Raw genomic sequence first — 14,322 nt, 5'->3', positions numbered from 1 at the left:
TTCGGCCCGCCGTTTACATCATAAGGAATCCCCAATGCCCACCCACGCCCCCGCAATGCCCCCGCTTCCGCAGGATGTGGAACAGTTCCTGACATGGATGGCCGATCAAAAAGGCTTTTCCCCGGCAACCATCTCGGCGTACCGCACGGATCTCCTCCAGTTCGAGGAGTGGCTCCACCGCGAACAGTATACGCTCTCCCGGCCCGGCGAACTGGAAAAATACCACTTTCAGGATTATTCCGCGCATCTTTTTCATGAAGGCCAAGCCCGCAGTTCCATAGGCCGCAAGCTCTCGGCCCTGCGCTCGCTGTTCCGGTACCTCATGAAGATGAGCAAAATCGACAGGAACCCGGCAAAACTCGTGCGCAACCCCAAGCGGGAGCTCCGCCATCCCACGGTGCTGAACGTGGATCAGATGTTCACCCTGCTGGACGAGGCCAGCGTGGAGTCCGGCGGCGCGGCGGGCCTTGACGGTTCCCGGCAGGCCGGGCAGACGGCCACGGATCGCGAGCACGCCGGGCGTACCCGCGATCTGGCTCTGGCGGAACTGCTTTACGGTTCCGGGCTGCGTATTTCCGAAGCCCTTGATCTGGATGTGGACGATGTAGACCCGGCAAGCGGCTTTATCCGGGTTATCGGCAAGGGCTCCAAGGAACGTATAGCGCCGTTGAGCGACACATCCGTCAGGGCGCTGTTCCTCTGGCTCAGGGTGCGCGCGCTCATCGCCCCGCCCGCCGAAAAAGCCCTTTTCGTGGGCAACAGGGGCAAGCGGCTCAACCGGAGGCAGGCGGCGCGGATTCTCGACGAGATCCGCAAAAGCGCCGGGTTGCCGCAGCATCTTTCCCCCCACACCCTGCGCCATACCTTCGCCACGCACATGCTGGAGAATGGTGCGGACATGCGCTCCGTACAGGAGCTGCTCGGCCATGCCAGCCTTTCAACTACACAGCGCTACACGCACATCACCCTTGATCATCTCATGCACGTCTATGACAAGGCGCATCCCCGCTCAAGCGTTCGGGGAAAGGGTGGAGAAGAAGGGGAGGACAGGTGATGTGGGGGAGGGGAGAGGGAACCCTTCTGGAGAAGGGTTCCCTCTCCCCTCCCCCACGCCCCCTCCCCTCTCCCTCCCAAGACTTTCGACCTTATCGAATCCCTGCTGCCGTTTTTCCCGGATTGTTATGAGGCTGCGCACAGCAAGCCATTGAAATTTCATTTCTTGAAGTTTCCAGTAGATGCCCAGCCCAATGCTTCAATCATGAAGCCCATCAGGAGAAAAGACAGACAAAAATATATTTTCAATATGCTGTAAATATAAAAAAGGCTCTGTTATAGTTTGTGATTGTTTCATCTCCACAGTGAGGTGAAAATACAGCCTTTTTCTCCGGTTTTCCCCTTGGCGGGATCCACACGGCTAAGGCATTTTGCCGATTATCCCTTTGGAACTTCAAGGAAAAAAGTATCGACTATTTTCTATAACACAGCCTAAAAAAAGGCTGTGTTTAAGTTTGTGGCTGATACAAGATTCCAACTGGAAAGGAAGAGTTTTTTGGAAATTATTTGGAGGTCTCGCAACAATTCTTCAAAACTGGATTTCATGTAATGAACAAAAAATGAGAGAGGCCCACATCACCAGACGTGGAATGGACTTTTATCTATTGATTTTCATTGAAAAAATCATCAACCGTAAAATTGAACACAGCCTAAAAAAATCATATCCTATGCAGAGCCACTTATTAAACGCGAACGGCTCATAACCTATAAAATAAGAAGGTTCTGTCATAGGATGTGGCTGCCCAACTTTCTACAATATAGTGAAAACGACAGACTTTTTCTCTGACTTTTCCGTTGATGGATCCATAATCGTAGCATTTTATTGGTTATTCCTTTGGAATTTCAAAAAAATGGCTCTGTCAGAGTACATGGTTGTTTTGTTTTAGCAATACACTGAAAATATATGCTTTTTCTCAAAATTTTCCACTGGAGGGCTCTGTGGTTGGGGGATTTTATTGGTTATTTCCTTGAAGCTCCAAAGAAATGGCCAGCAAAATGCCTTAGCCATGAATTCCGCCAAGGGGAAAACTGGAGAAAAAGGCCGTATGTTCACCGTGCTATGGAAATGAAACAACCACATGCCATGACAGAGCGTTAAATAAAACCAACTAGTTCCTATGACACAGCCTCAATAAAAAATGGCTGTGTTCAATTTTACGGTTGATGATTTTTTCAATGAAAATCAATAGATAAAAGATCGTTCCACGTCTGGTGATGTGGGCCTCTCTCATTTTTTGTTCATTACATGAAATCCAGTTTTGAAGAATTATTGCGAGACCTCCAAATAATTTCCAAAGAACTCTTCCTTTCCAGTTGAAATCTTGTATCAACCACAAACTTAAACACAGCCATAAAAAATGGCTGTGTCCTAGAAAGTAGTTGATACTTTTTTTCCCTGAAGTTTCAAAGGAATAACCAACAAAGTGCCCTAACCGTGGACTACGCCAATAGGAAAGGCTGTGTCATAGAAAACGGCTGATGCTTTATTTCTTGAAATTCCAAGGAAATACCCAATAAAATCCCCCAATCATGGAGCCCATCAGCAGAAAATCGAAAAAAGCATATATTTTCAGTATATTGATAAAACAAAAACAACCATATACTCTAACAGAACCATAGGAAAACTGGAGAAAAAGGCCGTATGCTCACCGTGCTGTGGAGATGAAACAACCACATGCTATGACAGCGCCTAAAAAAGGACATACACCATTCGTTTCCGAACGGCACTTGTCATTGGCTCATAAAAACAAGACATGCAGGGGACGGACATAAGGGCACCAGCCGCCTTGCCGCCCGGCCCACCACCTAACCATTGCAAAAGTCTTTGGAAAGGGAGGGATGGGGTTTGGGGAAGGGAGGGAAAAGCCTTTCTCCAGAAAGGTTTTCCCTCCCTTCCCCAATGTTTACCCCTCTTCACCCACGCCTTCCCCCGCCCCCACGAAACGACGCAGCTCGCGCCAAAGGGCATCGATGCCGCGCATGTCCTTGGAGGAAACGGGAAGGGGCATAACGCCGTTGAGCAGACGGCTCCACTCCTGCTGGCGCTTGCTGCGTTCGACCTGCGTGCACTTGTCGGCTTTGGTCAGCACGGGCAAAAGCGGGATGCCGTGCACGCGCGCAAAGTCCGCGAGATCGCGATCCAAGGCCTGCGGCGGAATCCGGCAGTCGAGCAGCAGGGCTAAGGCCTTGAGCGCCGGGGTGTTCGTGAGGTAGTATTCAATCAGCTTGGCCCAGCTCTTGCGCTCTTCCTGCGAACACTTCGCATAGCCGTAGCCCGGAAGATCGACCAGGGAAAAGCCGTCGGGGTCGACCCTGTAGAAATTGATGGAACGCGTCTTGCCCGGCGTCGCGCTGATTTTGGCAAGCTGCTTGCGGCGGGCGAGGGCGTTGACGAGGGACGACTTCCCCACATTGGAACGCCCGGCAAGCGCAATCTGCGCTTCCTGACGCTGCTCAAGCACGGAAAGCTGCTCCTGAAGCTGCGGCTTATTGAACGTCGTCGCCTCAAGAGTCAGCGTGGGGGGAGTCTCTTTCATCATGCGGGAACCTCCGGTGTATGTTGACAAGCGCGGCCTGATGTTCGACAATATCAAGTTGCAGTGGCAAGGCTATCCTGCCGCAGCGTGAAAAGCAATCGCGGCAGCCGTCCGATTGCCCCGGATAAGGAACAAGCGGGGGGCGCTGAGCACTCCCTTGGTAAGTATTTGATATTCAGCACTGTTTTTGGAGGCAGCATGTATTCCACCACGGATTTCCGCAAGGGGCTTAAAATCGAAATCGACGGGACTCCCTTCGAAATCATCGAATTCCAACACTTCAAGCCCGGCAAAGGCGGAGCTATGGTACGTACCAAGCTGCGTAACATCCTCAACGGCCGCGTGCTGGACAACACCTTCCGTTCCGGCGAAAAGGTCGATCGCCCGAACCTCGAATCCCGCGACATGCAGTTCCTGTATCACGAAGGCGACCAGCTCGTGTTCATGGACATGACCACCTACGATCAGATGCACATGGATGCCGAAGCCACCGACGGCAAGGCCAACTACCTCAAGGACGGGCAGGAATGCCGTGTGCTTCTCTACAACGAAAAGCCGCTGGACATCGAAATCCCGGCCTCCCTCGTCCTTGAAGTCACCGAAACCGAACCCGGCGCCAAGGGCGACACGGTGAGCAACGTGACCAAGCCCGCCACCCTCGAAACCGGCGTCGTCATTCAGGTTCCGATTTTCGTGAACATCGGCGACCGCGTCAAGGTCGATACCCGCACCAACGCCTATCTCGGCCGCGAATAGTGCTTTTTCCGGCCCGGATCCCCGGTTCCGGGCCGGATGATCCCCGCTTCAACAGATCGCCATCCCTATCATGCAGACAAAACGGAGAGCGCCGGAGGAGGTTGCCATTACGGACGGACGCAAGATCGCCCGGGAACTGTTTGGGCTTTTTCTTATTTTCTGGGGGCTGCTGGTGCTCTTGAGCCTAGTGTCCTTTGATCAGAATGACCCCAGCATCAACCATGCCGTGAGCAACCCTGCAATCGTCAAAAATTACGCCGGGCTCTTCGGCGCATACCTCAGCGGGCTTCTGGTCGACATCTTCGGGTTCGCCGCGCTTGTCTGGCCCCTCGTCTTCCTTGCGTGGGGGGCGGGCTGCGTCTCCACATGGTTCACCATGCCGTGGTGGCGCTGGTTCGGCTTTACCCTTCTGGCGGTTTGCCTCATTTCCCTCGGTGCGGCTTGGAACCTCGGCATCGGCGACGTCCGGGGCGGCGGCATGCTCGGCATGACCCTTTATACCAAGTTCACCACCCTGTTCAGCCCGGTGGGGTCTTCCCTGATCTGGCTGTTCCTGCTGTTCATCTCCCTTGAGATGGCCTTCGGCATCGCGTGGCTCGCGCTTATCCGCAAAGGATGGGCCCTGCTGAAGGAACAGCTGAGCGGGACGCCCCTCTCCCTCGACGACTTGCCGGAGCGCCTTTCCAAGGTATCCATGCCCAAGGTCGCCCTGCCCAAAATCGGGTTGCCCCAAAAGGATAAAAAAAGCGAAGAAGAAGCCTCCAGCGTCATCCCGCTGTTCGAGATCCATGATGAAGAGGGAAGGCCCGCGCCCAAGCGCGAGGAACTGCTCAGCATGGATCCGCCCTTCCTCCTAGCGCCTGAGGAAACGCCCGCCGCGCCGAAAAAAAGCGCAGGGGAACCGCTCAAGCTCTGGGAGCCTCCGTCCGAGGATACCTTTGAGTTCCAGCCGGAAGAACCGCGCGCGGGGACGGGGACATCCGCGCCGCAGACGGACATCCGCTTGCCCTCCCCTGCGGATGCCGCCGCCAAGCCCGTCAATCTTCTCGCCGGGGAAAACCCGCTGCTGGCCCTGACCATCCCCGAAATGCCGCCCGCCCCCGCACAGCCTCAGGCGGAACCGCAAGCCACGGTTCACCCCGTACAGCCGTATGCGGCGGAGCAGCAAGCCACGGCTCAGCCTGCGCAGGCCCACGCGGAAGCGGCTTCCCACGCCCCGGATCAGCCGCAGGACACCTTTGCGTTCGCGCCCCAGCAGGATGCCGCGCAGCCCGTTGCCCAATGGCAGCAAGCGCCGCAGCCGGTACAGGCTGCCGCACAGCCTGCGGCTCCGTCCGCGCCCGCCCAGCCGCCCGTACAGGCGGCCCCAACGCCTCAGGCAATGTCTCAGGCCCCGGCCCAAACCGCGCAGCCCCGCATCGACGCGCCCGTGGGGACGGCCCCCGCAGCAGCGAAACCCCTCCTGCGCAAGCGCTCCTATCCCATGCCTTCGCTGGATCTGCTCCAACAGCCGCAGCAGAGCGATTCCCTGCCCACGAGGGAAGTGCTGGAGCAGCAGAGCGCAAGCCTGATGAACTGCCTCTCCGAATTCAATATTCAGGGCGAACTGGTTCGGGTGACGCCCGGCCCGGTGATTACCCTGTTTGAAATCCGCCCCGCTCCGGGCGTCCGCGTGGGCCGGTTCACCAACCTGACCGACGACCTCGCCCGCAGCCTCAAGGCCGAAGCCATCCGTATTCAGGCCCCCGTGCCGGGATGCGACACCGTGGGCGTGGAAATCCCCAACCTGAACCGCTCCACCGTCAACTTCCGTGAGCTGATCCAGTCGGAAGCCTTCCAGAGTGCGCCGTCACTGCTGACGATGGCCCTCGGCAAGGACATCGAAGGGCGCCCCGCCGTCCGGGATCTCGCCACCATGCCCCATGTGCTCGTCGCCGGTACGACGGGATCGGGCAAAAGCGTGTGCCTCAACTCCGTGTTGGTGAGCTTCCTCTACAAAGCCTCGCCGGATGAAGTGAAGCTCATGATGATCGACCCCAAGCGCGTGGAAATGGCGATGTATGCGAATCTGCCGCATCTCGTGCATCCCGTGGTGACGGAAACCTCCCTCGCCAAGACGGCGCTTGAATGGGCCGTGGCCGAGATGGACGGCCGTTACGACTGCCTCGCCAAGTTCGGGGTCAAAAACATCAAGGACTACAATAAGAAACTGGCTTCATTCGGCGACGAAAGGCCGCAGGAGTACGCCGATCTCAAGCCCATGCCCTACCTCGTCATCGTCATTGACGAACTGGCGGATCTCATGCTCACGGCGGGCAAGGATGTGGAAGGCTGCCTCGTGCGCCTTGCCCAGCTCGCCCGTGCCGCCGGCATCCACCTCATCGTGGCGACGCAGCGTCCGAGCGTGGACGTGGTGACGGGCCTCATCAAGGCGAACTTCCCGTGCCGCATTTCGTTTCAGGTCGCCAACAAGTATGACTCGCGCACCATCCTCGATACGGCCGGGGCCGAGCAGCTCCTCGGCAAGGGCGACATGCTGTTCAAGCCCACCGGCGGCAAACTCCAGCGCCTGCACGGGCCTTTCGTCACCGACGACGAGGTGCAGGCCGTGGCCGATCACTGGAGACGCCAGTGCGCGCCGCAATACGAGGTGGATTTCACCGAATGGGGCACGTCCCTCGCGGAAAACGCCAAGGCGTCCTCGGCCCCGGCTTCCGGGCCGGGCAGCTCGGAAGAGGAATCCCTGTACGCCGAGGCCGTGGCCTTCGTGCAGGAGCAAGGCCGCATGTCCATTTCCCTGCTCCAGCGGCGTTTCCGCATCGGCTTCAACAAGGCCGCGCGGTTCGTCGAACGCATGGAGGAGGAAGGCATCCTTCCGCCCGCTTCCCGCGCCAATAAAGCCAGAACCGTGCGGATGGATTGATTTTTCAATGGGGGGAGCGCGTTCCGGCGCCCTTCCCCCGGCCTGCCCTCCTGCCCGGCCCATCGGCGGAGAACGTGCGGCGGACAGCCCTTTTCAGGAAGGGGACGCGCGCACGGGGGGACTTCCCGAAGAGGCAGGCTTCCCGGAACACGGTGGCCTGCCTGCCGGTCGTTGCGGCAAGACAGTTGATGCATTCCGTGCCAAACACCCTTTTTCAGGAGATCATCATGCGTTTCCCGACCTTTTTCGCCTGTGCCGCGGCCCTGCTGCTGATCAGCGCGGGCGCTTCGCACGCGGCGGCTCCCGCCATTACGGGAGAGATGCAGAAAAAATATGAGGCGATGCAATCCTTTACCGCTGAGTTCACCCAACGCCTCGTCCATCAGGAAAGCGGCTCCGAGGAAACCCGTCAAGGCACCCTCGCCTTCCAGAAGCCGCTCCGCATCCGCTGGGAGACCAAGGCCCCCCATGCGGAACTTTTGGTCATCACGGACAAGGACGTATGGGACTACCTGCCCGACGAAGAGCTGGCCTACCAATATTCGCCGGAAGTGGTTCACGACTCCCGCTCCATCATTCAGGTCATCACCGGCCAGAGCCGCCTCGACAAGGATTTCACCGTCGAGGCCGAGCCGGACGATAACGGACTGGCCGTGCTCCGGCTCTACCCCAAAGATCCTTCTCCGCAGCTTGTGGAGGCGCTCCTCTGGGTGGACAAGGGCACGAAGTTGATCAAGAAGGCGCAGATTCTGGACTTCTACGGCAACACCAATGAAGTGGCCCTGACCTCGCTGACGCCCGATGCGTCCATCAAGGCCGGAACCTTCCAGTTCACGCCTCCTCAGGGCATCACCGTGGAGAACCTGATGAATCAGAACGCTCCCGAACGCCCGCTGCTGCAATAACGCCCTAGCCCTGCGAGGTGTCCATGTCCATCGGCTCCCGGACGCATGAAGAATTCATGGAAGAGGCCCGTGCCTTTCACGGGTATCCCGCTCCCGGCCTGATCATCGGCGGCTACATGGTGGAGCTTGCCAAGCGCCACATACCGGAAGGCGTCCTGTACGACGCCATCAGCGAAACGGCCCACTGCCTCCCCGACGCCGTGCAGATGCTTACGCCATGCACGGTCGGCAACGGCTGGCTCCGCGTCCTGCCCTTCGGCATTTACGCGTTGACCCTGTACGACAAGGCGACCGGGGAAGGCGTCCGCGTCGAGCTCGACAACGACAAGCTGGAACCCTACGACGCCATCCGCAGCTGGTTCCTCAAGGAGCGCCCCAAGAAGGAGCAGGATAGCGAACGGCTGCAAGCCCAGATCAAGGAAGCGGGCGAGTCGATCCTCTCGTTCCGCAAAGTCCGCATCCGTCAGGACATGCTTGGGCGCCGCTCGTTCGGCGCGATCACCCGCTGCCCGCTCTGCGGTTCCCACTACCCCGCCTCCTACGGCGGGATCTGCCGCTCCTGCCAGGGGCAGTCCCCATATGAGGACGGCCCCGGCTTCGCCCTGTCGCAGCAGCCCCGTATGCCCGCCCCCGTCCCGATCCCGGTCGAAGAGGCGGTCGGCAAGCACGCCCTGCACGACATGACGCAGATCATACCGGGCAAGGAAAAGGGCGCCGCGTTCGTCGCCGGGCAGGAGCTTTCCGCAGGGGACATCTGCCGCCTCCAGCAAATGGGCAAAAACCGCGTCTACGTTCAGGAAAACACGCCGCACCCCGAAGGCTGGGTGCATGAGGACGACGCCGCCCGCGGCTTCGCCCGGCTCATGCCCGGCGACGGCGTGGAAGTGGAAGCCGCCCCGCGCGAAGGCAAGGTCAACTTCCGGGCCACGCGCGACGGCATGCTGCTGGTGGACACGGAACGCCTTGAACGCTTCAACCTCGTGCCCGACGTGATGTGCTGTACGCGCAAGAACTACAGCGTGCTCACCGCCGGGACGCGGCTTGCAGGAAGCCGGGCCATCCCGCTGTTCCTGTCCCGCCCCGGATTCCTCAAGGCGCTTTCCGTTTTGGAAGACGGCCCGCTGTTCAAGGTCGTGCCCATGCGCAAGGCCAAAATCGGCATCCTCGTAACCGGGACCGAAGTGTTTCAGGGGCTGATTGAGGATCGTTTCGCGCCCATCATCACCCAGAAGGCGCAGCAGCACCACTGCGAAGTGGTCAAGACGCTCTTCGCCCCTGACGACGCGGATCTCATCGTTCAGGGCGTGCGCGGCCTGCTTGAGGCCGGGGCGGACTTCATCGTCACCACGGCGGGCATGTCCGTCGATCCCGACGACCTCACCCGCAAGGGCCTCACCGAGGCGGGGCTTACGGACACCCTCTACGGCGTGCCCGCGCTGCCGGGGACGATGACCCTCATCGGGCGCATCGGCGGCGCGCAGATCATCGGCGTGCCCGCGTGCGCGCTGTTCTTCAAGACCACCGTTTTCGACATCATCCTGCCCCGCATGCTCGCCGGGGTGCCCATCACCCGCCTCGATCTCGCCAAGCTCGGCAACGGCGGCCTGTGCATGGAATGCAAGGTCTGCACGTTCCCCAAGTGCCCCTTCGGGAAAGCCTGATACGCCGGAAAAAAGAGGGGGAAGCCTTTCTTCGGAAAGCGCTTCCCCTTTTCTTTTGCCCCTGCCATAGAATATGGCCGGTACATTCATACGGCATCGTGGCCATACAAATGGCTATATGCCTTTTCTCCGATGAACCGCATGAATGAAACCTTTCATTGATCCTTTATTGAGGATTTCAAGAAAGGCTCTGCCATGGCATGTGGTTGTTTCATCTCCACAGGACAGTGAACATACGGCCTTTTTCTCCGTTTTTCCCCTTGGCGGAATCGCGGAATCTCCGGTTAAGGCATTTTGCCGGTTATTCCTTTGGAGTTTCAAGGAAAAAGGCATCAACCATTTTCTGGGACACGGCCTCAAGAAAGCATCAATCGCTTACTCCCACAACGCCTTGTCTTGAGGGCAGGCCGCCTTTGATCCGGCGGCGGCTGCTTCCGGGAACGGGTTGCCTCTGAAATACCGCACAGCCCAAAGATGACGTTCTGGTAACAAACACCGTTTCCCTCAAAATCCACGCCTGTGTGCGGCTGCCCTTTCAGAAATGGCTGTGCCATAGGAAAGGTTGAGCTTTTTTGAAATTCCAAAGGGATCCCCCTATCCCAACTGTGAAGCCCATCAACGAAAAGCCTGAGAAAAAGCCCGTATTTTTCAGCATGCTGCAAACACAAAAGGCTCTGTCAGAGCATACGGTTGCTTCATCTCCGCAACACGGTGAAAATGCAGGCTTTTTCTCAGATTTTCCCCTTGAGCGGAATCCATAGCCAAGGCGTTTTGCCGGTTATTCCTTTGGAACTTCAAGGAAAAAAGCATCAACCGTTTTCTCGGACACAGCCACACAAAACAATCACATGCCATGACGGGGCCCCGGAAACGAGACGCTTCAGAACAGGGCGTCGGCATTGCTGCAATAGCGATCCAGCTCCGCGTCGCTGAGCCCCGCCTTTTCCTGAAGCTGCATCATGGCGTCGCCCGGATCGTACAGCGGGTAATCGCTGCCGAACAAGATGCGATCCTGCGGATGCCTGCGGAGAATGGCCTTGAGGAGCTCAGGCTGGATGAACGGGGTGCAGCTTGACGTATCCAGCCACACGTCGCGCCCCACGAGCGCCTTGAGGGAGTGCTCCCACTGATGATACCCGCCGAGATGCCCGGCGATGCAGCGGAGGCGCGGGAAACGATCCAGCAGCGCCGCCAGCTTGTACGGGCAGGAGGGATTCTTTTCCGGCGGCACGTTGTCCCCGATATGGAACAGGAAGATGAAATCGTCCTGCGCGGCCTCGAACATGGGCAGAAGCCGGGGATCGTCCAGCCAGAAATGCTGGAAATCGGGATGGAGCTTGATCCCGCGTATGCCCGCCGCCTTCAGGCGTTCCAGTTGGCTCTCCCACGCTTCGTAAGCGGGGTGCAGGGTGCCGAAAGCCGTCACTTCGGGGTGCTCGCGCTGGAGCGTGACGGCGTAGTCATTGGCCGGGACGACCTGCCCCGGCGTGGTGGCCGCGCACAGCACCACACAGCGGCCTATGCCGGAACGCTTTTCCCGCAGCAGCAGATCGGCGATGGTTCCTTCGCCCACACAATTGAGCTGATAGGCTTCGTTAAGATGTTCCACCGCATGGCGGGCGATTTTCGGGTGAAAAGCGTGCGTATGAATGTCTGTAAGCATGATCCAGTCCGAATGATTCAGGGAAAAAAGCCCGCGTTCTTTCGCGGGCGCAGCCCCTGAACATACGTTCGGCGCGGCCCGTTGTCCACAGGCTGCGCCGAACGAGGCATTCGCGGCTTCACCGGAAGCAAAAAATAACTATTGAAATAGGCTCTGCCATATATGTGATTGTTTCATTTCCACAGCACAGTGAGAATACGGCCTTTTTCTCCGTTTTTCCCCTTGGCGGAATCCATAGCTGAGGCATTTTTTTGGTTATTCCTTTGGAACTTCAAGGAAAAAAGCATCAGCTACATACTATAACACAGCCTTTACATAAGGCTCTGTTATAGTATGTGGTTGTTTCATCTCCACAGTGCGGTGAAAATACAGTCTTTTTTCCAGTTTTCCCCTTGGGGGATCCACGGCCAAGGCATTTTTCTGGTTATCCCTTTGGAGTTTCAAGGAAAAAAGCACCAGCCATTTTCTATGACACAGCCTTTACATAAAGCAGAACATGCTTCAAACAACAGCAGAATAATGAAAGTCCACGCCGAAAGCCTATAGCCCGAACAGCCGCTTCACCGCGCCAAGCTGCGCCTCGTCGAGCGCGCCGCCGTATCCCCGTGAGACGGGTTCCAGCCCGCCGAACTTGGCGGCGACGGCGGACTTGATGGCCGCCACGAAATCGTCGCTTATCGCATAGATGGACGAGAGCCGCCCGATTTCCCTGTGCGCCGCGCACAGTTCCTCGAACTGCCCTGAGCGGAACGCCGTTTTCGCCTGCGCAAACAATTCGGGAACGACATTGTTCAGCCCGGACAGCACGCCGTCCCCGCCGTTCATCAGGTTGGGGATGAAATACTCGTCGAACCCGCACAGCACCGAAAAGTCCTCGCGCACCTCAGACACGGCCCGCACGATGGCCCGCGTATGCGAGGCGCAGTCCACTGTATCCTTCACCCCCATGAACCGGGGGAACCGGGCGGCAAGCCTGGCGATCAGGGCCGCATCCACATCGCACCCCGTACGCGCCGGGAAATTATAGATGAGCCACTCGCCCTCGAAACGCCCGCCCAACATATCGAAATACGCCTCAAGCTGGCGCGGGGTCTGGGCGAAATAGTAGTGCGGCAAGGCCATGACCGCCTCATAGCCTTCCGAATAGGCCGCGTCCGCCAAGCGCGTCATGTCTTCCATGCAGGTGCCGGACACGTTGGCGATCAGCGGCAATCGGGTCATAGTCCGCGCCGCATGGATCAGGCTGACCCGCTCGTCCATGCTCAGGGCCGTGAACTCCCCGATGCTCCCCATCAGCAGGACGCCGTCGATCCCGGCTTCCGACAGCCGGGAGAAATGCTTTTCCAGCGCGGCAAGATCCAGCTTCCCGTCCGCGTCAAACGGCGTGATCGAAGGGCACCACGCCCCCGTGTATTTTTTCTTGCTTTCCGGCATGATCCGCTCCTTTGGCTGTACTGTTGCACGAAAAGGGGTGTCCCCAAAGCTTTCGGCTGATGGGGAGCGGGCTTCCGCGCGATCCCCCCATGCCTGAGACGGCGCGGCGCGTCCGCGAAAACGGACGGCCCCCCATCAGGTGAAAGCCTTGGGAACGGGGGAAGGGGCCCCTCCCCCTGTCATTCCTTTACCAGCCGCCCATACGCCGCACCGTACAGGACGACGCAGGCGAAGCAGCACAACGGCAGGGCAAACGCCGCCGCGGTGTGCGTGTAGTCCGCAATCAGCCCCATGCAATACGGCATGATCGCCCCGCCCACGATAGCCATGATCATGTACGAGCCGCCGCGCTTCTTGCGGGTTCCGAGGTTCTTGGTCCCCATCGCGAAAATGGTCGGGAACATGATGGAAATGAAGAAAAACACCGCGATGAGCGCGATGACCGACACGTATTCGACGGCCATGAACACCACCCCCGTCAGGATCACGCATACGGAGCCGTACGCCGCAAGCAGTTTTGCGGGCGCGATTTTGGTCATGATGCCCGTGCTCACGAAACGGCCTATCAGCAGGCAGAGCATGGCGCTGGACAGGAAAAACGCGCCTTGCTGCGCCGTGCCGCCGGGCCAGCATTCAATGTACAGGTTGATGAAGAACGCCCCGATCCCGACCTGCGCCGCCACATAGAGGAACTGCGCCGCCACCCCGGCGACGAATTCCCTATGGGCCAGCAGGGAATGTTTCGTCATGGCGGCCTCATCCGCCTCCTCACTGCTCCGCAAATCGGGCAGTTGGGCCTTGGCGAACAAAACGGCCAGCAGGATCACCACGCAGGCGATGCCCACATAGGTCATCCTGACGGCATCAAGCCCGCCTCCGCCGCCGGCCCCGTCGCCGCCGAAGAACAGCAGGCCCCCGATCAGCGGCCCGGTGAACTGCCCAAGCCCGTTGAAGGACTGGGAGAGGTTCAGGCGGGTTTCGGCGGTTTCCGTGGAACCCAGCGCCGAGGAATAGGAGTTGGCCGCCGTTTCCAGGCATCCGAGCCCAAGCGCGATGACGAACAGGGCGAACAGGAAGAACGCGAAGCTTGCGGCGCCCGCCGCCGGGACAAACAGCAGGGCCCCGATCGCGTACAGGCTCAGGCCGCACAGGATGCCCGCCTTGTAGCCTTTCCATTCCATGAACAGCCCGGCGGGGATCGCCACGACGAAATAGGCCCCGAAATACGCGGCCTGAATAAGCCCGGACTGGGCCTTGGACACGTTGAGCGTCATCTGGAACTGCTTGTTCAGCACGTCGATGAGCCCGTAGGACAGGCCCCACATGAAGAACAGCGTGGTGACGAGGACAAACGCCTTGCGGTATTGGGGGCTGGTTATCTGGCTCACGG

The 14,322-nt window shown here is 58.7% G+C and carries 10 protein-coding genes; 6 read left to right on the top strand and 4 right to left on the bottom strand.

Going from position 1 to position 14,322, the window contains the following annotated elements; all coding sequences use genetic code 11:
- Nucleotides 1-34 precede the first annotated feature (34 nt).
- Nucleotides 35-1,054 (top strand): tyrosine recombinase XerC, encoded by a 1,020-nt coding sequence (locus AC6I1V_RS13350; RefSeq protein WP_486854259.1) that lies wholly within the window; start codon nucleotides 35-37, stop codon nucleotides 1,052-1,054.
- Between the two features lie 1,903 nt (nucleotides 1,055-2,957).
- On the opposite strand, the gene yihA is transcribed toward AC6I1V_RS13350, so the two are convergent.
- Nucleotides 2,958-3,593: a ribosome biogenesis GTP-binding protein YihA/YsxC gene (yihA, locus tag AC6I1V_RS13345; protein WP_486850891.1), complete on the bottom strand. Its 636-nt coding sequence runs from the start codon at nucleotides 3,591-3,593 to the stop codon at nucleotides 2,958-2,960.
- Between the two features lie 195 nt (nucleotides 3,594-3,788).
- Between yihA and efp the strand changes: the two genes are divergently transcribed.
- The 5 genes from efp (at nucleotide 3,789) to AC6I1V_RS13320 (ending at nucleotide 10,235) form a co-directional block, all read left to right on the top strand.
- Complete coding sequence (gene efp, locus AC6I1V_RS13340; protein ID WP_302553569.1) at nucleotides 3,789-4,346, top strand: elongation factor P; 558 nt, start codon at nucleotides 3,789-3,791, stop codon at nucleotides 4,344-4,346.
- Nucleotides 4,347-4,416: 70 nt separating this feature from the next.
- Nucleotides 4,417-7,269 carry a DNA translocase FtsK gene (locus AC6I1V_RS13335; protein ID WP_497737065.1) on the top strand — a complete coding sequence of 951 codons (2,853 nt, stop codon included), beginning with the start codon at nucleotides 4,417-4,419 and terminating at the stop codon, nucleotides 7,267-7,269.
- 227 nt (nucleotides 7,270-7,496) lie between these two features.
- The gene (gene lolA, locus AC6I1V_RS13330; RefSeq protein WP_486854595.1) at nucleotides 7,497-8,174 is read left to right on the top strand and encodes an outer membrane lipoprotein periplasmic chaperone LolA; all 678 of its coding nucleotides are present in this window, start codon (nucleotides 7,497-7,499) and stop codon (nucleotides 8,172-8,174) included.
- A 23-nt stretch (nucleotides 8,175-8,197) separates the two neighbouring features.
- Complete coding sequence (locus AC6I1V_RS13325) at nucleotides 8,198-9,835, top strand: FmdE family protein (RefSeq protein WP_486854596.1); 1,638 nt, start codon at nucleotides 8,198-8,200, stop codon at nucleotides 9,833-9,835.
- Between the two features lie 145 nt (nucleotides 9,836-9,980).
- Nucleotides 9,981-10,235 carry a hypothetical protein gene (locus tag AC6I1V_RS13320; protein WP_486854597.1) on the top strand — a complete coding sequence of 85 codons (255 nt, stop codon included), beginning with the start codon at nucleotides 9,981-9,983 and terminating at the stop codon, nucleotides 10,233-10,235.
- 480 nt (nucleotides 10,236-10,715) lie between these two features.
- Here the strand turns inward: AC6I1V_RS13320 and AC6I1V_RS13315 are convergent, their stop codons facing one another.
- The 3 genes from AC6I1V_RS13315 to AC6I1V_RS13305 all read right to left on the bottom strand — a co-directional run bounded on the left by AC6I1V_RS13315 (nucleotide 10,716) and on the right by AC6I1V_RS13305 (nucleotide 14,320).
- Nucleotides 10,716-11,498, bottom strand: coding sequence for an amidohydrolase family protein (locus tag AC6I1V_RS13315; protein ID WP_308770778.1), 783 nt, complete (start codon nucleotides 11,496-11,498; stop codon nucleotides 10,716-10,718).
- A gap of 540 nt (nucleotides 11,499-12,038) precedes the next feature.
- Nucleotides 12,039-12,932, bottom strand: coding sequence for a dihydrodipicolinate synthase family protein (locus AC6I1V_RS13310; RefSeq protein ID WP_486854598.1), 894 nt, complete (start codon nucleotides 12,930-12,932; stop codon nucleotides 12,039-12,041).
- 179 nt (nucleotides 12,933-13,111) lie between these two features.
- Complete coding sequence (locus AC6I1V_RS13305; RefSeq protein WP_308770776.1) at nucleotides 13,112-14,320, bottom strand: MFS transporter; 1,209 nt, start codon at nucleotides 14,318-14,320, stop codon at nucleotides 13,112-13,114.
- Between the last annotated feature and the right edge of the window lie 2 nt (nucleotides 14,321-14,322).

This window comes from Bilophila sp. T19-St14 (genome assembly GCF_059728385.1).
The sequence above is the reverse complement of the archived record's forward strand: the minus strand, read 5'-3'. Positions and strand labels throughout refer to the sequence as shown.

Excerpts from the sequence above, each read along its gene's own strand:
- efp (WP_302553569.1), top strand. The coding sequence starts at position 3,789 with ATGTATTCCACCACGGATTTCCGCAAGGGGCTTAAAATCGAAATCGAC.
- AC6I1V_RS13335 (WP_497737065.1), top strand. The coding sequence starts at position 4,417 with ATGCAGACAAAACGGAGAGCGCCGGAGGAGGTTGCCATTACGGACGGA.
- AC6I1V_RS13350 (WP_486854259.1), top strand. The coding sequence starts at position 35 with ATGCCCACCCACGCCCCCGCAATGCCCCCGCTTCCGCAGGATGTGGAA.
- yihA (WP_486850891.1), bottom strand. The coding sequence starts at position 3,593 with ATGATGAAAGAGACTCCCCCCACGCTGACTCTTGAGGCGACGACGTTC.
- lolA (WP_486854595.1), top strand. The coding sequence starts at position 7,497 with ATGCGTTTCCCGACCTTTTTCGCCTGTGCCGCGGCCCTGCTGCTGATC.
- AC6I1V_RS13320 (WP_486854597.1), top strand. The coding sequence starts at position 9,981 with ATGAAACCTTTCATTGATCCTTTATTGAGGATTTCAAGAAAGGCTCTG.
- AC6I1V_RS13325 (WP_486854596.1), top strand. The coding sequence starts at position 8,198 with ATGTCCATCGGCTCCCGGACGCATGAAGAATTCATGGAAGAGGCCCGT.
- AC6I1V_RS13315 (WP_308770778.1), bottom strand. The coding sequence starts at position 11,498 with ATGCTTACAGACATTCATACGCACGCTTTTCACCCGAAAATCGCCCGC.
- AC6I1V_RS13310 (WP_486854598.1), bottom strand. The coding sequence starts at position 12,932 with ATGCCGGAAAGCAAGAAAAAATACACGGGGGCGTGGTGCCCTTCGATC.